General features: G+C 65.4%; 17 protein-coding genes and 1 pseudogene. 10 read left to right on the forward strand and 8 right to left on the reverse strand.

Translation table 11 applies throughout. The annotated features are described in order from the left end of the window. Positions 1–2: 2 nt before the first annotated feature. From ACEOAC_RS12605 to ACEOAC_RS12615, 3 genes are all read right to left on the reverse strand, one after another. Entirely contained in the window at positions 3–773 is a 771-nt protein-coding gene (locus ACEOAC_RS12605) for a phosphatase PAP2 family protein (RefSeq protein ID WP_413445737.1), read from the reverse strand. A gap of 48 nt (positions 774–821) precedes the next feature. Then, positions 822–1589 carry a fumarate/nitrate reduction transcriptional regulator Fnr gene (gene fnr, locus ACEOAC_RS12610; RefSeq protein ID WP_102662363.1) on the reverse strand — a complete coding sequence of 256 codons (768 nt, stop codon included), beginning with the start codon at positions 1587–1589 and terminating at the stop codon, positions 822–824. 264 nt (positions 1590–1853) lie between these two features. Next, positions 1854–2384 (reverse strand): isochorismatase family protein, encoded by a 531-nt coding sequence (locus ACEOAC_RS12615; RefSeq protein ID WP_241811570.1) that lies wholly within the window; start codon positions 2382–2384, stop codon positions 1854–1856. 113 nt (positions 2385–2497) lie between these two features. On the opposite strand from ACEOAC_RS12615, the gene ACEOAC_RS12620 reads away from it, so the two are divergent. Next, complete coding sequence (locus ACEOAC_RS12620) at positions 2498–3736, forward strand: MFS transporter (protein ID WP_241811569.1); 1239 nt, start codon at positions 2498–2500, stop codon at positions 3734–3736. 51 nt (positions 3737–3787) lie between these two features. Next, the gene (locus ACEOAC_RS12625; RefSeq protein ID WP_413628365.1) at positions 3788–4891 is read left to right on the forward strand and encodes a GlxA family transcriptional regulator; all 1104 of its coding nucleotides are present in this window, start codon (positions 3788–3790) and stop codon (positions 4889–4891) included. Here ACEOAC_RS12625 and ACEOAC_RS12630 read toward each other — a convergent pair. Further along, positions 4828–5718, reverse strand: a pseudogene (locus tag ACEOAC_RS12630) (LysR family transcriptional regulator); the annotation flags it as partial. The gene ACEOAC_RS12625 and the pseudogene ACEOAC_RS12630 overlap by 64 nt on opposite strands. A 283-nt stretch (positions 5719–6001) precedes the next feature. Between ACEOAC_RS12630 and ACEOAC_RS12635 the strand changes: the two are divergent. The 3 genes from ACEOAC_RS12635 to ACEOAC_RS12645 all read left to right on the forward strand — a co-directional run bounded on the left by ACEOAC_RS12635 (position 6002) and on the right by ACEOAC_RS12645 (position 8345). Beyond that, positions 6002–6397 (forward strand): DoxX family protein, encoded by a 396-nt coding sequence (locus ACEOAC_RS12635; protein WP_006463871.1) that lies wholly within the window; start codon positions 6002–6004, stop codon positions 6395–6397. Positions 6398–6510: 113 nt separating this feature from the next. Continuing rightward, positions 6511–7371: a pirin family protein gene (locus ACEOAC_RS12640; protein ID WP_413444409.1), complete on the forward strand. Its 861-nt coding sequence runs from the start codon at positions 6511–6513 to the stop codon at positions 7369–7371. Positions 7372–7466: 95 nt separating this feature from the next. After that, positions 7467–8345 (forward strand): pirin family protein, encoded by an 879-nt coding sequence (locus ACEOAC_RS12645; RefSeq protein WP_006463869.1) that lies wholly within the window; start codon positions 7467–7469, stop codon positions 8343–8345. 112 nt (positions 8346–8457) lie between these two features. Here the strand turns inward: ACEOAC_RS12645 and ACEOAC_RS12650 are convergent, their stop codons facing one another. Beyond that, positions 8458–8745: a hypothetical protein gene (locus ACEOAC_RS12650; protein WP_006463868.1), complete on the reverse strand. Its 288-nt coding sequence runs from the start codon at positions 8743–8745 to the stop codon at positions 8458–8460. A gap of 219 nt (positions 8746–8964) precedes the next feature. Between ACEOAC_RS12650 and ACEOAC_RS12655 the strand changes: the two genes are divergently transcribed. Next, the gene (locus tag ACEOAC_RS12655; RefSeq protein ID WP_413444410.1) at positions 8965–10137 is read left to right on the forward strand and encodes a methyltransferase; all 1173 of its coding nucleotides are present in this window, start codon (positions 8965–8967) and stop codon (positions 10135–10137) included. Positions 10138–10181: 44 nt separating this feature from the next. Next, positions 10182–10625 (forward strand): hypothetical protein, encoded by a 444-nt coding sequence (locus ACEOAC_RS12660; RefSeq protein ID WP_241811563.1) that lies wholly within the window; start codon positions 10182–10184, stop codon positions 10623–10625. Between the two features lie 7 nt (positions 10626–10632). Here the strand turns inward: ACEOAC_RS12660 and ACEOAC_RS12665 are convergent, their stop codons facing one another. Together ACEOAC_RS12665 and ACEOAC_RS12670 are read right to left on the reverse strand one after the other, a co-directional pair. Then, complete coding sequence (locus ACEOAC_RS12665) at positions 10633–12030, reverse strand: sensor histidine kinase (protein ID WP_413444411.1); 1398 nt, start codon at positions 12028–12030, stop codon at positions 10633–10635. Beyond that, a complete protein-coding gene (locus tag ACEOAC_RS12670) occupies positions 12030–12713 on the reverse strand; it encodes a response regulator transcription factor (protein WP_413444412.1) in 684 nt (227 codons plus the stop codon). The genes ACEOAC_RS12665 and ACEOAC_RS12670 overlap by 1 nt, the downstream gene beginning before the upstream one ends. A 181-nt stretch (positions 12714–12894) precedes the next feature. Here ACEOAC_RS12670 and ACEOAC_RS12675 point away from each other — a divergent pair, with 181 nt between their 5' ends. The 3 genes from ACEOAC_RS12675 to ACEOAC_RS12685 all read left to right on the forward strand — a co-directional run bounded on the left by ACEOAC_RS12675 (position 12895) and on the right by ACEOAC_RS12685 (position 15659). Then, entirely contained in the window at positions 12895–13686 is a 792-nt protein-coding gene (locus ACEOAC_RS12675; RefSeq protein ID WP_006463863.1) for an ABC transporter ATP-binding protein, read from the forward strand. Positions 13687–13708: 22 nt separating this feature from the next. Further along, the gene (locus ACEOAC_RS12680; protein ID WP_413444413.1) at positions 13709–14578 is read left to right on the forward strand and encodes an ABC transporter permease; all 870 of its coding nucleotides are present in this window, start codon (positions 13709–13711) and stop codon (positions 14576–14578) included. 64 nt (positions 14579–14642) lie between these two features. Continuing rightward, a complete protein-coding gene (locus ACEOAC_RS12685; RefSeq protein WP_077238082.1) occupies positions 14643–15659 on the forward strand; it encodes an ABC transporter substrate-binding protein in 1017 nt (338 codons plus the stop codon). 81 nt (positions 15660–15740) lie between these two features. On the opposite strand, the gene ACEOAC_RS12690 is transcribed toward ACEOAC_RS12685, so the two are convergent. Beyond that, a complete protein-coding gene (locus tag ACEOAC_RS12690; protein ID WP_413444415.1) occupies positions 15741–17630 on the reverse strand; it encodes a peptide transporter in 1890 nt (629 codons plus the stop codon). Positions 17631–17644 lie beyond the last annotated feature (14 nt).

Here is a 17644-nt window from a genome sequence, read left to right on the forward strand (position 1 = left end):
AGTCAGTTGGAACGCGACATTGTCCAATAGTGCCGCTGTATTGTGAAAACCGCCGTGGTCCATAGCGCGAACCAGGCCGTGCCCAGCAGCATCGCCCCCAGTACATCGCTCAGGAAGTGGGCACCCAGATAGACCCGGCTGAACGCGGTCAGCCCGACCAGCAGCAGTGCTGCGCCGACCACGACCCGCTGTACGCCGGCGTGGCCCAGGCGCAAGCGCGCGCCGAGGGTCGCCAGCAGGGCCGGCTGGTTCAGCAGGTAGGCCGCCAGCACGGCGTAGAGCAGGGTGGCGCCGATGGTGTGTCCGCTGGGGAAGCTGTAGCTGTGCAGCACCAGGATGGGATCCTCGAAGCTGGGCCGCATGCGGGCGAAGACATGCTTGAGCGTGTAGTTGAACAGCATGCCGCCCGGCAACACCAGTGCCAGGTCCGCCACCCAGGCCCATTGCCGCGCCCGCGCCATGTGCCGCAGCAGCAGCGCGCCCATCACCAGTACACCGATGGTGCCGTGCAGGTGGGTGTAGCCCAGCACCAGCTCGGTCAGGGGCGAGAAGGCAAGCTGGTTGAACCAGTCCGCCAGTTGCTGATCCAGGCGCGTGAGCGCGCCCTTGGTGGCGACTTCATAGGCGATCAGGGCAAACAGCAGTGCGGTGGAGAGCACCGCCATGAGGCCGGTGGTCAGCGGCAGGCCGAGATGGTGGTCGCGCGCCAGACGGGCGCGCAGGAAGCTTTTCAGGAGCGATGGAGAAGAGGGGGGGAGCCGGGGTGTTGTCATCCGGCCATTCTAACCTCTCGCAGGTAGCTGGCGGCAGCTACCGGCAGCTCAGGCGCAGGGGTCGTTGCCCAGGGCGATGGCACGCAGGGTCGCCAGGTCGCTCAGTTCGACGTCGCGGTGGTTGACCTCGATGACGCCGGTCTTCTTGAAGTTGGTCAGCAGGCGGCTCACGCTTTCCACCGCCAGGCCCAGGTAATTGCCGATTTCCTCGCGGGTCATGCGCAGCTGGAAGCGGGTGGTCGAATAGCCACGGCTGGCGTAGCGCGAGGACAGGTTCAACAGGAAGGCCGCCATCTTCTGCTGGGCGGTCATGCTGCCCAGGGTCAGCATGACGCGCTGCTCGCGGGAAATCTCCAGGCTCATCATGCGATGGAACTGGCGCAGCAGGGTTGGCATGTCGCGGAACAGGTCTTCCAGCCGCGAGAAGGGGATTTCACAGACTTCGCTGTCTTCCAGCGCCACCGCCTCGCACAGGTGGTGACCGGCGCCGATGGCATCCATGCCCAGCAGTTCGCCGGCCATCTGGAAGCCGGTGATCTGCTGGCCGCCGTTGGTATTGCTCTGGAAGGTCTTGAAATGCCCCAACCGGATGGCATAGAGCATGTCGAACTTGTCGTTGAGGCGGTACAGGGACTCGTCGCGCTTGACCTTGCGGCGGCGATTGATGACCTGTTCCAGCCGCTGCATGTCGCCCTGGTCCAGGCCCATCGGCAGGCATAGCTGGTGCATGCTGCAAGCAGAGCAACTGGCGCGCAGGGTATGCAGCGTGAGCGGTGGCGGTGCGTGGGCGGACGTGGGGGCAGGTAGGCTGGACATAAGCGTGTGGAGATCCTCTATGTTGTGGCGGCGTCGGCTGGCCAGGGTTTGGCGTGATGATAGGTGATACGCAACATCGTGATGCGCCCACGCAGCTATTTTTTCCGTTACTTTTACCACAGTTCTCGGCTGCTGAATGCATCCGCAGGCCTGATAACAGAAACTTTCATCACTTCAATGCCCAACGTGCATTCCAGTTAAGTCAGGCCGTGCTTCCCGAGCGATGGCAGGCTTGACCTGGACCACGGGAATACGTCGCTGGTCTCACTTGATCAGCTTCAGGACCGTGCGGAACTGCGGATGCCCGCTTTCCCGCAGCCATTCATAGGCCACCATTTCCAGGGTTACCGGAACCGCGCCGGCCTGGCGCAGGCGCTCGAAGGCGGCATCACGGTCCAGGGCGCGGCGCGAGCCGCAGGCGCCCAGCAGCGGCAGCACGCGATAGCCCCGCTGCAGCAGCGAGAGCGCGGTTTGCAGCACGCAGATATGGGCCTCGCAGCCGGCCACGACGATCTGCCGCACCGAGGGGGGAATGGCCGCCGGCAGGCCCTCGGCGCAGGCGTCGAAATGGCGCTTGGAGAGGGTCTTGTCACACAGGCGGCGGATGTCGGGGTGGTTGGGGCCGAGCTTGTCGGGCATCTGCTCGGTGCCGATCACCGGCACCCCCAACAGGCCGGCGATGCTGGCCATGCGGACCATCTCGGCCAGTACGGCCTGGCCGTCATGAATGGCCGGCAGCAGCTTTTCCTGCGGGTCGACGACCAGCAGGGCGGATTCGTGGGCCTGGATCAGCATGTCGCGGGGTCTTTCAAGGATGGGTTGGCAGGAATTGAAGGTTTTGTGTCATTGACGCCAAAGCACCCTCGATCCGACAATTTTTCCATCAATCACCCTCCGGAGCAAATCCCATGCGCTTCCCCTCCGCCGCCTCTGCCGGCAGCCGCAATGCCGCCGTCCTGGCCCTGTGTCAGGGGCTCTTCACCTGCGCCATCTCGATCGACCTGACCCTGACCGCGCTGACCGGCTGGCAACTGGCACCGGACAAGGCGCTGGCCACCCTGCCGTTTGCCCTCATCACGGTGGCCGGGGCAGTGGTGACCTGGTTTGCGGCTTTCCTGATCCAGCGCCTGGGACGGCGCTGGTCCTTCGTGCTGGGGGCGGCCAGCTGCTGCGTGGGCGGGTTGATCTCGGTGTGGTCGGTGTTCCATGCCCAGTTCTGGACCTTCTGCGCCGGTACCGCCCTGGTCGGGGTGTTCCAGGCCTTTGCCCAGTATTACCGCCTGGCGGCGGCCGATGCCGTCAGTGAAGCGGCCAAGAGCCGTGCCATCTCCACCGTGCTGGCCGGTGGCGTGATCGCGGCGCTGGTCGGTCCGGCGCTGGCGGCCTGGAGCAAGGACTGGTTCCCCACCGCGCTCTTTGCCGGCGCCTATCTGGTGGTGGCGGCCATGGGCCTGCTGTCGGTGCTGGTGCTGATTTTGTTCTATCGCGACCAGACCGATCACCTTGCTGCCGCCGCGGCCACGGGTGCGGAACTGGCGCCGGCACGGTCCTTGTCGGCCATCGCCCGCACCCCGGTGTTCATGGCCTCGGTGGCCAATAATGTGGCCGGGTCGATGGTGATGATGTTCATCATGACTGCCGCACCGCTGGCGGCGGTGGCCTGTCACCATGGCATCGACGATGGTGCCGCCATCATCCAGTGGCATCTGGTGGGCATGTATGCGCCGTCCTTCTTCGCCGGGCGCCTGATCCAGCGCTTCGGGCTGGGCAGCGTGCTGCTGGCCGGGCTGGCCATGAACCTGGGCTGTGCGCTCATCGCCATGCTCTCGACCACCTTGCCAGCCTTCTATGTGGCCTTGCTGCTGCTGGGCGTGGGCTGGAACTTCATGTTCGTGGGCGGCACCACCTTGCTGGCCCAGTCCTACACCCCGTCCGAACGGGCCAAGACCCAGGGCCTGGCCGAGCTGATGCGCTACGCCGCCACCGCCCTGGCCACTCTCGGTGCCGGGCCGTTGCTGGCGCGCTTTGGGTGGGAAACCCTCAACGCCGCCATCCTGCCGGTGCTGCTGGTCTCGGCGCTGGTCACCGGGCGCTGGATGCTGGCCCAGCGTGCCGGGCGGGCGACGCTGGCGGCCGGGCTGCGCTAAGATCGCACGCACCTTCACTTCTGATCTTTACTAAGCGACTACAGGGTTTGCATGGAATCCAAGCACGCACCGCGCCAGGTTGTCATCCTGGCCTATGAAGGCATGAACCTGCTCGACCTGTCCGGCCCCCTGCAGGTGCTGGCGACCACCAATCGTCTGCAGGGGCGGGAGGTGTATCGGCTGCATGTGGCTTCGGCGCAGGGCGGCGCCATCGTCACCAGTGCCGGACTGCCGGTGATGACGCAGTCGCTGGCGGCGCTGGATGGACTGCTGGACGGGCAAGCGCTGCATACGCTGATCTCACCCGGCGGCAGCCTGGGCGAGCCCTTCAGTCTGGATCTGGCACTGGTGGCATGGATACGCCGGATGGCGCCGCTTGCACAGCGTGTCTGCTCGGTCTGTACCGGCGCCTTCCACCTGGCCGAGGCCGGCGTGCTGGATGGCCTGCGGGTGACCACGCACTGGGATTCGGCCGAACAGCTGCAGCGCCGCTATCCGGCGCTGGAGGTCGATGGCGACCCGATCTATATCCGCCAGGGCCGTATCTGGACGTCCGCGGGCGTCACCGCCGGCATCGACCTGGCACTGGCACTGGTGGAGCAGGACCTGGGCCATGCCTGTGCCATCGCCACGGCGCGCCAGCTGGTGGTGTTCGTCAAGCGTCCGGGCGGGCAGTCGCAGTTCAGCGCCCCGCTGGCCTCGCAAGCCACCGGGGCAGGGCGCTTTGCCGAGCTGCACGCCTGGATCGCCGCGCATCTGGAAGCCGACCTGCGGGTGGAAAACCTGGCGCGCCAGGCCAATATGAGCCCGCGCACCTTTGCCCGGCTGTATGTGGCCGAAACCGGACGCACGCCGGCTCGTACCGTCGAACTGATGCGGCTTGAAGCGGCGCGCCGTGCGCTGGAGGAAACCCGCCTGCCGCTCAAGCGCATTGCCAGCCAGGCCGGCTACGGGGAAGAGCAGAACCTGCGGCGGGTATTCCTGCGCCAGCTCGGAGTCAGCCCGGGGCAGTACCGCGAGCGTTTCGCTACCGTCGCCCACCTCGGCGCCAAGGGCGCGGGGGCGTCGGCCCGCAGCCGCTCCCGCGACATCAGCCCGGCCAGGGAATCCAGCCACCATGACAGCGCCGGTCCGGCCGGGTGGTCGGGCTTGTAGACGCACTGGATCGGCAGCTCCTCGCCCTGGGGCGAGTGATGAATGGTGCTGATGCTGATCAGCCGTCCCGCTGCCAGGTCATCCTTGACCACATGCAGGGGCATGTTGCCCCAGCCCATGCCGGCACGCAGCAAGGCGTGCTTGGTCCCCAGGTCGCTCATGCGCCAGGTCAGGCGCGAGTGCACCGAAAAATCCTGCCGCGCCGTGAGCTCGCTGCGGTCGCTCAGCACCAGCTGGGTCTGCTGCTGCAGCATCTTTTCCGTCACCCGTCCCTTGACTTGGGCCAGCGGATGGCCAGGCGCCACCACCGCCACCAGCTGCACGCTGGGCAAGGTAATGCGCAGCAGGTTGGGTGGCGTGGTCGGCAGCGTGCCCAGGATGCCCAGCATGGAGCGGCCATCGATGACCCGCTCGGCCACCGCTCCCAGTGCTTCCACCTCCAGCCTCACCGTCACGGCCGGGAAGGCGTCGCGAAAGCGTCGCAGCAGGTCCACCAGGCAGTCGGTGGGGAAGAACACGTCCACCGCCAGCGACATCTCCAGCTCCTGCCCACGGGCATAGGAATTGGCCCGCACCTGCAGCGAATCCACATGGTCCAGTACCTGGCGCGCATCGGCCAGCAGTGCCATTCCCGGGCGGGTCAGCTGCGGCCGATAGCCGCTGCGGTCGAACAGCAGCACCCCCAGCTGATCTTCCAGCGTGGCGATGGCATAGCTCACCGCCGATTGCGCCCGCGCCAGCTTGCGCGCAGCTGCCAGGAAACTGCCACTGTCGGCAACCTGGACAAATACCCGTAACTGGTCCAGCGAGAGGCGTTCGATGTTCATGGCATTCCCCAGAAAGCAGAGTAAAAGAGAGCAAAACGCCAACTATATCTAAAAAATTGATGATGATTATAAAAAGATAATCAGTTTTTTCGAGAAGCGAACTTGCCTATTCTGTCGTCACTGGCTGCAGCGAAACGCCGAGAGCGAACAGCACAAAGCCGGGCGTAGTCGGCAGTAGCAAGACGAACACATCGAAGTCATGTAGAAAAATGCAGTAAGGCAACACGGCATCACAACTCAAACAACCGTAGTTCACCCATACCCAATATCAGAGAGGCTTACCATGATTACCAACTACACCACCTTCCGTATCGGCCGCGTCCTGCTGGCGTCGCTGTTCGTCATCTCCGGGATCTTCAAGATCGTCGGTTTCGCCGGTACCGTCGGCTACTTCACCAGCCTGGGCCTGCCGGTCCCGACCCTGGCCGTGCTGGTCACCATCCTGGTCGAAGTCGGCGGCGGTCTGCTGCTCATGAGTGGTCGCGGCGTGCGTCCGGTGTCGCTGGTGATTGCGCTCTTCACCGTCGGCGCCACCCTGTCGGCCCACCATTTCTGGACCATGGAAGGTGCCGCTGCCCAGGGCCAGATGATTCACTTCCTGAAGAACGTGGCCCTGATCGGCGCCTTGCTGCTGGTGTCCTCCATCGACACCCAGGCCCAGCCGGAAGAAGCACACTGATTCAAGCACACTGATTCATTGATCCGCTGATCCTCACCTGTCACCGCCCCATCAATGCAGTCCCGGCCCGCGCCCAAGAGGTGCGGGCTGATTCAGATTCAAGGAGATCGACCATGACTACCCCCTACACCCGCCAGATCGAACGCCTGGTCAACGGCATCCCCACCCAGGATGGCGCCGGCGTCAGCCTCACCCGCGTGCTGACCCACGACCTGCAACGCCGCCTGGACCCGTTCCTGATGCTGGATGCCTTCCACTCCGACGAACCCAGCGACTACCTGGCCGGTTTCCCCGACCATCCGCATCGTGGCTTCGAGACCGTGACCTATATGCTGGCCGGCCGCATGCGCCACCGCGACAATGCCGGTAACGAAGGGCTGCTGGAACCGGGTGGCATGCAATGGATGACTGCCGGTCGCGGCCTGGTGCATTCCGAGTTGCCGGAGCAGGAAAACGGCCTCATGAGCGGCTTCCAGCTGTGGGTCAACCTGGCGGGCAAGGACAAGATGACCGATCCCGGCTATCAGGACATCCCCTCGGCCGGTATTCCCGAGACCTTCCCGCAGCCGGGGGTGAAGGTGCGCGTGCTGGCCGGTACTGCCTTCGGTACCGATGGCGCCATCCGCCGCGAGACCACCGAGCCGCTGTACCTGGATCTGGACCTGGAAGCCGGCGTGAGCTTGGAACTGCCGATCCCGGCCACCCACAATGCTTTCCTCTACGTCTACCAGGGCAAGCTGGCCGTGGGCGGCGAGGGCGCCGAACCCCGTCCGGCCGAAGCCGGTCGCATGGCCGTGCTGACCAATCCGGTGGGCGCCGCCGGGGTGACGGTGCGGGCCGAGCAGGGTAGCCGCTTCCTGCTGATCGCCGGCAAGCCTCTGAACGAGCCCATCGCCCAATGGGGGCCGTTCGTGATGAATACCCGCGAGCAGGTCGAAGCCGCCATCGATGATTTCCGCGCCGGCCGTTTTTGAGCACATCTGCGCTGAAAAAGACTGCACTTCATCGCCAGTCATCTGAATGAAAAAAACGGGCGTCCGGGACGCCCGCACCACAACAGGAGAGCACCATGAGCAACATCCTTCACAAGATCCAGGGCCTGACCCGCGACATCGGCTTCCCCGTGCGCCGTCTGCTGCCCGCTGCTGCCGCCCGTACCGTCGGCCCCTTCGTCTTCTTCGATCACATGGGTCCGGTGGAATTCGACGCCGGCACCACCGAAGGCGATGTCCGTCCCCACCCGCATATCGGCCTGGCTACCGTCACCTACCTGTTCTCCGGTGCGATGATGCACCGCGACAGCCTGGGCGTGGTCCAGCGCATCACCCCGGGCGCGGTCAACTGGATGGCTTCGGGTCGCGGCATCGTTCACTCGGAGCGCATTCCCGACGACATCCGCGAGCAGAAGGTGCCGGTGCACGGTCTGCAGATGTGGGTGGCCCTGCCGGCCGACCAGGAAGAGGACGCACCGAGCTTCCATCACTACGCATCGGAAGACATGCCGCAGACCCAGGTGGGGGGGGCCAGCCTGCACGTGCTGGCCGGTTCGGCCTTCGGCGTGAGCTCGCCGGTAAAGACCGCCAGCCCGACCCTGTACGTGGCGGGCAGCACCACCGAAGGTGCCGAGCTGGAGATCGGCGCCGAGGTGCAGGAGCGCGCCGTCTATGTGGTCCGTGGTGATGTGACGCTGGATGGCGAAAGCATGCCGGCCGGCACCCTTGCCATTCTGCAACCGGGCGCCACGGTCGCCCTCAAGGCGGTCGGCGAGGCGGTCTTCATGATCCTGGGCGGCGCGCCGCTGGATGGCCCGCGCTTCGTCTGGTGGAATTTCGTCGCCACCTCGCGGGACAAGATCGAAGCCGCCAAGCTGGCCTGGAATGGCCGCGACAAGCAGGTGTTCCCGGATATCCCGGGTGAAACCGAGTGGATTCCGCTGCCAGCCCATTGAGCCGCATCGCGGATTCCGGATCCACGGCGCTGAAAAGAAAACCGCCAGTCGTGTGCATTGCATGCATCACGACTGGCGGTTTTTTTACCGGCGGCGGCCGGTGGAGCAGGCCTCAGAGCAGTCCGATGATGCGGCCCATCTCGGTGATGTAGGGGCTGTCCTTGAGGACTTGGTTTTCCAGGCTGTCGGCGGCGCGACGCAGGGATTGCCAGGTGTCGCCGACCTGGCCGGCATGGGGTTGCGGGGCGCTCAGATGTTGCCGCAGGCGGGCGATGTCTTCGCGCAGCTGGTCGGCTTCGGTGCTGCCGGCGGGCAGTTTCTGCAGCTCCGCCTCGAACTGGCCGACCATGTCCAGCAGGCGCTGGTGATCAAAACCCGGGGTTTGCATTTGCTCGCTCATGGATTCTCCTTCGGTGATTGACCGGCTCCATCATAGGCGCATTGCAGCGCGGCCGGCGAAAAAAGCCGCCGGGGTTTGCCCGACGTCAAGTTGTCCTGTTTGGTTGTCGGTGGCGGAGGGAAGTTCCGGTCCCGGCGAGGCCACGGCGTCCTGCTTTGCTACACTGGCGGCTGTTTTTGCGCGCGGCGCGTCCGGCGCCGCCATTGCCTATCCTGATTCATGACTTCACAAGACGATTTCCCGCCGCAGCTCACCTGGCAGTCCGGCGCTCTCCAACATCAGCTGCGCTGGCACTCCGAGGCCGGTAATCCGCCGCCCCGGCGGGTCCAGGAGGCGGACGACCAGATCGCTGCCGATACCGCCTACAAGCTGGCCTGCGAAGGGACCGGCCTGCTTTGGCGCGGCGACTTCCAGAATGCACGGCAACTGCTGCAGGCGCTGGGCCGGCGCGTGGACAAGGCACGCGAGCGCGCACTGGCCAAGAGCCGCAGCAAGCCAGCCAGCGGCGAGAGCCCGGCCCAGGCCTTCCACCAGCATCGCCAGATGCAGGCGCAACGCGCGCGTATCCTCGGCATGCTGCTCATTCCCGTGGAGCCCGGCTTCGTGGTGCCGCTGCGGCGTGCACCGGAGGTGCAGGCGGCCTGCAGCGAGGCCTACGATGCGGCGCTGGCCAGCGAGTCCTTCGCCGTCTCGCTGCGCGAACTGCAGGGTCTGATCGGTGCCCATGAATGGCGCAAGAAGGGTGTCGAGATTGGCGCACTGGGTGGGCGCATCCATCCCTATTACGGCGTATTTTCGCCGGTGCGGGGTGAGTATGTGGACCTGGTGGCGCAGGCGCCACTGCCATCCACCGAACTGGCCTTCGACATTGGCGTGGGTAGCGGTGTGCTCTCGGCGGTGCTGGCAAAGCGGGGCGTGCGCAGGATCGTCGCTACCGACATGGATCCGCGCGCCCTGGCCTGTGCCGATGAGAACCTGCGTGGCCTGGGCCTGCGCCAGCAGGTGGAGCTACAGCAGACCGACCTGTTCCCGGCCGGACGGGCACCACTGGTGGTGTGCAATCCACCGTGGCTGCCGGCGCGACCCAGCTCGGCCATCGAACATGCCGTCTATGACCCCGACAGCCGCATGCTGCTGGGTTTCCTCAATGGACTGGCGGCGCACCTGAGTGCCCATGGCGAGGGCTGGCTGATCCTCTCCGATTTCGCCGAGCATCTCGGCCTGCGCGCACCGGGCATGCTGGCGGAAGCGATTGCGCAAGCGGGCCTGGAGGTGGTGGCACGGCACGACATCAAGCCGCGCCACGGCAAGGCCGTCGACCGTGACGACCCGCTGTTCGCCGCCCGCAGCAAGGAAACCACCACCCTGTGGCGCCTGCGCGCCCGGGCCTAGTCCATCCTGGTCCATTGAATGGCCACCCTGGGAGAGCCTTGATCATGACAATTCCACGCATCCTGGCCTGCCTCCTGTGCGCAGCGGCCCTGCCTGCCCTGGCGCAGGTCACCACGCGCGACCTGGGTGGTCACTATGGCCCACACCAGCAGGCGGTGCCGATCCCGGTGCCGGTTCCCGTTCCCGTGCCGGATACCTTGAACGGCAATGGCGCGCTGGCCGAGCCCATCACCACCTCCGGCAACAGCTGCACCTGCCAGGTGGCGCCTACCAGCGGTGGCGCCTGCATGATCTTCCTGCGCACCAATGCGGCCGACTGGATCGCCAGTCATGCCGCCCAGACACCGCTGCGTTCCTCCGCCAGCGGCCGTTACTACGATGCGCCGTTCGCGCTGGCCGCCAGTGCCTGTGCCGGGCGCAAGGTGGCGCCGGCCGGTGTGAAGGTGCACTGGCTGGACCGCCGCAACGCCATCATCGAATGGAAATAGTCAGACCCTAGGCCGGCGCCTGCCAGGCGGGGAACTGCAGTAGGACCGCAAAATGGCCGTCCGGCAGATAGGCGAACTGCATCTCGCCGCCGTGCGCGCGCATCACTTCCTCGACGATGGACAGGCCCAGGCTGGCGCCCATGCGATCCCCCGCACGCGGCGCGAAGGGCTTGCGCAGGCGCTCCCAATCGCCGGCCGGGATGCCCGGCCCGTCGTCGATGAAGCGCAACTGATGGTGTTGACCATCGCTATCCATCCGCACATGCAGCAGGCCCGGCGCGCCGTATTGCAGGGCATTGTCTAGGATGTTCTTGACGGCCTCGCCCAACGCGATGGCGTCACCCAGGATCAGGCAGGGCAGGGGCGGAACATCCAGCGCCAGGTCGTGCGGTGTGCGCGCCCGGTTGGAGAGCACCTCGGTCATCTGTGAGCGCACCAGCGCGGCCAGGTCGATGGGTTCCTGCAGGCGGCTGTCGTTGCGATGCTGCACCATGGCATGGTTGATCAGCTGGTTCACCAGCGCGCCCAGGCTGCGCGTGCGTTCACGCAGCAGGCTCAGGTGGCGCTGGCGTTTTTCTTCGTTGCTCTCGCTGGCCAGCAGTTCCATCTGCGCCACCAGTGCCGTCACAGGCGTGCGCAACTGGTGCGCGGCGTCGCCGATCACGCGGCGCATGGTGGCGCGGTGTACCGCCAGCCGCTGCATGAAGGCATTGATGGCCGAGACCAGCGCATGGGTTTCGGCCGGCACCGTCAGGGCCAGGGGCGAGAGGTCATTCAGGTCGCGTTCGCGGATGGCCGCCTCGATACGCTTCAACGGCGCCAGTGCCTGGTACAGCGTGAACATGGCGGCCACCAGCGTGAACACACTCATCACCACGATCACCACCAGCGCCTTGCTGCCCAGGCTGTGGGCGAAGGACATGCGGGCATTGTTGGTCTGCGCCAGCACGATGACGGCCCAGGGATGCGGGCTGTCGACCGGCATGCGGCGGCCGATGATGGCCATGCGCACTGGCGTGCCCAGGTATTGGCCATCGCGCAGCAGCGGGCCCTGTTCCAGCTCGGTCCAGGGAATCTCGGGGCGGAATTCGGCATCGCCGGCAATCACCCGGCCACGCGGATCGAAGACGGCATAGATGGCGTGGTCGCCGGTACCCAGCATCGACAGCGCAGCGAGCGGCACATCGACATTGACCTCGCCATGGTCGTACCAGGTGTTTTCGGCGATCTGCAGGGCGCTGCCGGTGAGGATGCGGTCATAGGCTTCCTTGGCGGCCAGCTGGGTGGAAATCCAGATCGCGATCAACAGCACCGCGGCGCTGGCCAGCAGCACCGCGCCCACGCGCACCACCAGCCGGGTATAGAGCGAGCGCCCGGCCACCACGTCCTGAGTGCGGCCCTGCATCAGGGCAGTGCCTCGGCCGGGACCTGCAGCACCAGCTGGTAGCCCAGGCCGCGCAGGGTGCGGATCTCGAAGGCGGCGCCGGCCAGTTTCTTGCGCAGACGCGCCACGTATTGCTCCACCGTGTTGGCGTTGGGGGTGTCATCGACGGTGAAGAGCCGATCCATCAATTCATCCTTGTTGAAGATGCGACCCGGACGGGCGGCGATGATTTCCAGCAGGGTCACCTCGCGCCGCGTCAGGTCGATGGGCTGGCCGTCCAGCGTGGCGCTGCGGCTCTTGCGGTCGATGCACAGGTTGGCGCAGTGCAGCAGGTTGGTGGATTCGCCGCCGCTACGGCGCAGTAGCACGCGGATGCGGGCCTCCAGTTCGCGGAAATCGAAGGGCTTGACCAGGTAGTCATCCGCGCCCAGGTCCAGGGCGCGCACCCGTTCCTCGATCTCGCCGCAGGCGGTCAGCATCAGCACCGGGGTGTGCTGCCCGCGCGTGCGCAATTGCTCCAGCAGGGCGAAGCCGTCCAGTTGCGGCAGCATCACGTCCAGGATCAGGAGGTCGAAGGCCTCGCCCAGGCGGCGGCTGGCGGCCAGTCCCTGGCTCTCCCATTCCACGGTATGGCCGATGCGGGTGAGGTGGGAGACGATGGCCTCGGCCACGTCGGCGGTGTCTTCGACCAGCAGGATGCGCATGGGGATCTCCAGTGTGATGGCGTTGCCGCAGCTGTGGGCGCTGCTTGGGCGTGTTGCAGGGCGCCATTGTATGCCCGAACGTCGTGATAGAAACAGCCGTCAGCTTTTAGTCAGATTCGTTACAGCTTCGCGGCCTAGCATCCGTTCCAACATAAATCCTATAAATCATTTGGAGACTTGCATGAGCGACAATGCCCATGGCGCATCTGCCATCGATCCATCGCGCCCGCTGCTGGAGATCGACCGCGTCACCCTGCAATACAAGACCACCGATTCGCTGGTGACGGCCACCCAGAGCGTGAGCTTCAACGTCCATCCGGGCGATCGCTACATCCTGCTGGGTCCCTCCGGTTGCGGCAAGTCCACCCTGTTGAAGGCTATCGGCGGCTACCTGCAACCGACCTCCGGCGCAATCCGCCTCAAGGGGCGCGAGGTGCATGAGCCGGGGCCGGACCGCATGATGGTGTTCCAGGAATTCGACCAGCTGCTGCCCTGGAAGACGGTGCGCCAGAACGTCGAATTCGCGTTGCACGCCAGTGGTCGCCTGCAGGGCCGCGCCGCCGCCGAGCGCGCCGAGTACTACATCAGCAAGGTGGGCCTGGCCAAGTTCATCGACAGCTATCCGCACATGCTCTCCGGGGGCATGAAGCAGCGTGTCTCGATCGCCCGTGGCATGGCCATGGAGCCCGATGTGCTGCTGATGGACGAACCCTTCGCCGCGCTGGACGCGCTGACCCGCCGCAAGATGCAGGACGAGCTGCTGCGCCTGTGGGACGACACCCAGTTCACGGTGCTCTTCGTGACCCACTCCATCGAGGAAGCCATCCGCGTCGGTACCCGCATCCTCCTGCTGACCCCGCACCCGGGCCAGGTCCGCGCCGAACTCAACAGCATCGACCCCAGCCAGCTGGGAACCGCCGCCCAGGCCGAGCTGGAAACCCGCATCAACGACATGCTGTTCGCGCATCACTGAGCCGCGCCAGGAGACAACAATCATGCAAACCAAACTGCCCTACGTCCGCCCCGAGATCGTGGTGGAATCCAACCCCAATGCCACCGCCGAGGTGCAGCGCCCGCTGTCGGCCTTCGAATCGCTATATCGCATGGGCTGGCTGCGCAAGACCGTGATCCTGCTGGTACTGGCGGTGATCTGGGAAGTCTATGGCCGCTGGCTGGACAATGCGCTGCTGTTCCCCAGCTTCAGCGAGACGGTGCAGGCCTTCCTCTCCGGCATCGGCAGCGGCGTGCTGCTGGAGCGTGCCGCGGTATCCATGCAGACCCTGCTGGTGGGCTACGGCCTGGGCATCCTGCTGGCCGGTCTGTTGACCACCGTGGCCATCAGCTCGCGCATCGGCAACGACCTGCTGGAAACCCTGACCTCCATGTTCAACCCGCTGCCGGCCATCGCGCTCTTGCCGCTGGCGCTGATCTGGTTCGGCCTGGGCACCGGCAGCATCATCTTCGTGCTGGTGCACTCGGTGCTGTGGGCGGTGGCCCTCAATACCCACGGCGGCTTCCGCGCGGTGTCCAACACCCTGCGCATGGTGGGCCAGAACTATGGCCTGCGCCGCTTCTCGCTGGTGAAGTCCATCCTGATCCCGGCTGCCTTCCCCAGCATCCTCACGGGCCTGAAAGTGGGCTGGGCCTTTGCCTGGCGCACGCTGATCGCAGCCGAGCTGGTGTTCGGTGTTTCTTCCGGCGCCGGCGGCCTGGGCTGGTACATCTTCGAAAACCGCAACCAACTGGAAACCGCCAACGTCTTCTCGGGCCTGTTCTTCGTGATCATCATCGGCCTGGTGGTCGAGAACCTGATCTTCGCCCAGATCGAGAAGCGCACCATCCGCCGCTGGGGCATGCAGCACTGAGGCTGACCGCAACACGACTGACCACGACAAGACCGATAAACTGAGAACCCACAGGAGACAACACATGAAACGTCGTACCTTTAGCAGCATGATGATCGCCGCCACCCTGGCGCTGTCCACCGCCGCCGGTGCCGCGCGCGCCGAAGCGCCGGAAGTGCGCATTTCCCACGGCTACGGCCTGCTGTACCTGCCGCTGATGGTGATCCGCGACCAGGGCCTGCTGGAAAAGCATGCCAAGGCCATGGGCCTGGGCGATGTGAAGACCAAGTGGGTGCTGCTGGACGGCGGCAATGTCATCAACGACGCCATGCTGGCCGGTAACCTGGACATTGCCGGCACCGGCGCCCCGGGCTTCGTGACCCTGTGGTCCAAGGCGCATGGCATCCCGCGTTCCGAAGTGGTGGGCCTGGGCGCACTGTCGACCTCGCCGCTCTGGCTGAACACCAACAACCCCAACGTCAAGTCCCTCAAGGACTTCACGCCCAAGGACAAGATCGCCATCCCCGGTATCAAGACCTCGCTGTCGGCCGTGCTGTTGCAGATGGCCGCGGCCAAGACCTTCGGTGCCGAGAACTACGCCAAGCTGGACCCGTTGACGGTGAGCCTGTCACACCCGGAGGCAATGGCTTCGCTGGTCTCCGGCAAGACCGAGATCACCGCCCACTTCACCTCGCCGCCGTTCTCCTACCAGGAAGCCAAGGCGCCCGGTATCACCCGCGTGCTGAACTCCACCGACGTGCTGGGCCACATCACCATCGACGTGGTCTTCGCTTTGAAGTCCTTCACCGACAAGAACCCCAAGCTGACGCAAGCCTTCATGGCGGCGCAGGAAGAAGCGAACGCCTATATCGTCAAGAACCGCAAGGGCGCGGCTGAAACCTTCTTGCGCGTCTCCAAGCTCAAGCTGCCGCAGGAAGAAGTGGAGCAGATGCTGGCTGACCCCGGTACCGAGTTCTCGACCACGCCGGTGGACATCATGCAATACGTGCTCTTCATGAGCAAAGCCGGCACCATCAAGACCAAGCCGGCAGTATGGAACGAGATGTTCGTGCCCGCCTTCAAGGACCGCAAGGGGAGTTGAGGGGAGTGCAGGGAAGTTGCGTGGCGCTGTCTTGCCATGACATGACACAGCCGGGGGCGGCAGACGCTGCCCCCGGCTGTGTCATTTTTCTTGCGCGTTGATCCCGTCGCAACGCTGTGCCACCAGCTCCGCCAGTGCATCTCCCAGCGATTCCGGCCGCCCTTCGAACAGGCGCTGCAAGGCCTGGGGATCAGCCAGATGCGCATACAGCGCCTGGCGCGCCGGGTAATCGGTCGCCATGCGCACCGCCGCCAGGATGTAGTCGTCCAGGGTGGCGGCAATGGTCCAGTCGGGCAGGCCGACCCGGCGGAACAGGCCCTCGTCGATGTGCTCGAAGACTTCCGGCCCGGTCTTGCAGACCCCCGGCAGGCCGACCGTGAAGGCGTCGATGATGCCGTTGGTATTGCCGAAGGGCAGGGGCGACAGGAACATGTCGCACTGGTTGAAGATGGACAGGTATTGCTGGTAAGGCTGGTGCGGGTAGACCTGGGCACCCGGCACGTAGCGCAGCACCAGACGCTGCAGTTGCGGATACAGCAGCCCCTGCGCCTGACCGACCAGGAAGTGCAGATGCACCTGTTTGCCAGCACCGCCACCGGGTGGCCGGGCCGCCAGTTCCACGATCTTCTGGCAGGCCATCAGGAAGCGCGGATTGAGCTTCATTGTGGTGGCGGCGATGGCGATGTTGACGTGGGGCAGATCGCGTCGCTCCAGGCGCGGTACCGCGAAGGGAATGGCCGAGGGCCGATAGGGCTGGCCGTCGGCCGGCAGGCGCAGCAGCTTTTCGCTGAAGCAGGCCGGGTCGCCGACGAAGTCGTCTTCCACGCTGATGTAGTCGATGCGCGGCGAATGCGTGGTGGCCGGGTGGCCCAGCGCCGCCACCTGCAGCGGCGCCACGCGCAGGTTGGCGGCAAACATGGTGATCGGGAACATGCCCACGCTGGGCATGTAGAACACCTGTGGCTGTCGGGTGCGGGCCTGGGCGGCGATCTGGCGCATGCAGCCCATCAGGTCCGAGGGTTGCTCCAGGATGACGAATTCATCGAAGACTGCCCGCCCCAGCTCGTCGGTATTGGCCTCGTAGCCCATGGCCACGACGTGGAAGTGGCGTCGTGCCGCCTCCAGCGTCTTGGAGTGGGTGCGATAGATGGAGTGGCCACCGGAAAACCATTCCAGCAGCACCAGCACGACCGGCTTGCCGTCGACCCGGCCAGCGCCGTCGTGGTCCAGGTCGGCCAGACCCTCGGCGCGCAGCTTCTTGACGATCAACTGGTTGATGGCGCCCTTGATGCGATGGCGCTGCGGCAGGTCGGCATAGCTGCAGTGCATGTAGACGTCATGCAGCACCGCCACCGGCAGCCCGTCCAGCGAGTCCAGCTGCTGCAGCCGGTCCGGCAGCCAGCCCAGCAAGGCCTCGCGCTTGGAGTGCGCTGCCGGCGTGCCGAGAAAGCGCGGCGACATCAAGGCCAGGAACAGGGCGGCCGCCAGCGGCTTGTTCTGCGCCCACAGCATTTCCACGTCCAGCGGCAGCTCCGATTCGGGCGAGTAGAGGATGCAGAATTTCACCAGGTCCAGCGGCTTGATTTCGAACACCTCGGCCTGCGGACCGCCCAGCTTGAGCGAGGCCAGGATGTGGTCGGCATTGATGAAATGGCTGGCGCCGAACAGCGCCGCCAACCAGCGCTGGAAATTGATCAACTGGCCGAAGCCGTCCGGGCTGATGTGAAAGGCGGGGTCCGAAAACAGTGCCGAGATGGCGCTGGTGACGCGGGTCAGCATGTGCTGCTCCAGCTCGGTGGCGGTGACGGCGGCCGATACCTGCAGCGAAAACTTGTCGGCCAGTTGCCCATACTGGCGGTCGATCAGCAGCAGCAGGCGCACCAGTTCGCGGGCGGCTGGCTCATGCTGCCGCGAGTAGCACAGGTACTCGAATTTTTCCAGGGAGAAAATCTCGTCGGGGCTGGCCGTCATGGCGGGATCTCTTG

The organism is Herbaspirillum frisingense, assembly GCF_047325095.1.
Taxonomy (GTDB): Bacteria; Pseudomonadota; Gammaproteobacteria; order Burkholderiales; family Burkholderiaceae_D; genus Herbaspirillum; species Herbaspirillum frisingense.

What these genes read in the sequence shown, in the direction of transcription:
- ACEOAC_RS12655 (WP_413444410.1), top strand. Translation starts at nt 8,965, where the DNA reads ATGACTTCACAAGACGATTTCCCGCCGCAGCTCACCTGGCAGTCCGGC.
- ACEOAC_RS12615 (WP_241811570.1), bottom strand. Translation starts at nt 2,384, where the DNA reads ATGCTGATCCAGGCCCACGAATCCGCCCTGCTGGTCGTCGACCCGCAG.
- ACEOAC_RS12685 (WP_077238082.1), top strand. Translation starts at nt 14,643, where the DNA reads ATGAAACGTCGTACCTTTAGCAGCATGATGATCGCCGCCACCCTGGCG.
- ACEOAC_RS12625 (WP_413628365.1), top strand. Translation starts at nt 3,788, where the DNA reads ATGGAATCCAAGCACGCACCGCGCCAGGTTGTCATCCTGGCCTATGAA.
- ACEOAC_RS12635 (WP_006463871.1), top strand. Translation starts at nt 6,002, where the DNA reads ATGATTACCAACTACACCACCTTCCGTATCGGCCGCGTCCTGCTGGCG.
- fnr (WP_102662363.1), bottom strand. Translation starts at nt 1,589, where the DNA reads ATGTCCAGCCTACCTGCCCCCACGTCCGCCCACGCACCGCCACCGCTC.
- ACEOAC_RS12605 (WP_413445737.1), bottom strand. Translation starts at nt 773, where the DNA reads ATGACAACACCCCGGCTCCCCCCCTCTTCTCCATCGCTCCTGAAAAGC.
- ACEOAC_RS12680 (WP_413444413.1), top strand. Translation starts at nt 13,709, where the DNA reads ATGCAAACCAAACTGCCCTACGTCCGCCCCGAGATCGTGGTGGAATCC.
- ACEOAC_RS12660 (WP_241811563.1), top strand. Translation starts at nt 10,182, where the DNA reads ATGACAATTCCACGCATCCTGGCCTGCCTCCTGTGCGCAGCGGCCCTG.
- ACEOAC_RS12690 (WP_413444415.1), bottom strand. Translation starts at nt 17,630, where the DNA reads ATGACGGCCAGCCCCGACGAGATTTTCTCCCTGGAAAAATTCGAGTAC.
- ACEOAC_RS12640 (WP_413444409.1), top strand. Translation starts at nt 6,511, where the DNA reads ATGACTACCCCCTACACCCGCCAGATCGAACGCCTGGTCAACGGCATC.
- ACEOAC_RS12650 (WP_006463868.1), bottom strand. Translation starts at nt 8,745, where the DNA reads ATGAGCGAGCAAATGCAAACCCCGGGTTTTGATCACCAGCGCCTGCTG.
- ACEOAC_RS12620 (WP_241811569.1), top strand. Translation starts at nt 2,498, where the DNA reads ATGCGCTTCCCCTCCGCCGCCTCTGCCGGCAGCCGCAATGCCGCCGTC.
- ACEOAC_RS12670 (WP_413444412.1), bottom strand. Translation starts at nt 12,713, where the DNA reads ATGCGCATCCTGCTGGTCGAAGACACCGCCGACGTGGCCGAGGCCATC.
- ACEOAC_RS12645 (WP_006463869.1), top strand. Translation starts at nt 7,467, where the DNA reads ATGAGCAACATCCTTCACAAGATCCAGGGCCTGACCCGCGACATCGGC.
- ACEOAC_RS12665 (WP_413444411.1), bottom strand. Translation starts at nt 12,030, where the DNA reads ATGCAGGGCCGCACTCAGGACGTGGTGGCCGGGCGCTCGCTCTATACC.
- ACEOAC_RS12675 (WP_006463863.1), top strand. Translation starts at nt 12,895, where the DNA reads ATGAGCGACAATGCCCATGGCGCATCTGCCATCGATCCATCGCGCCCG.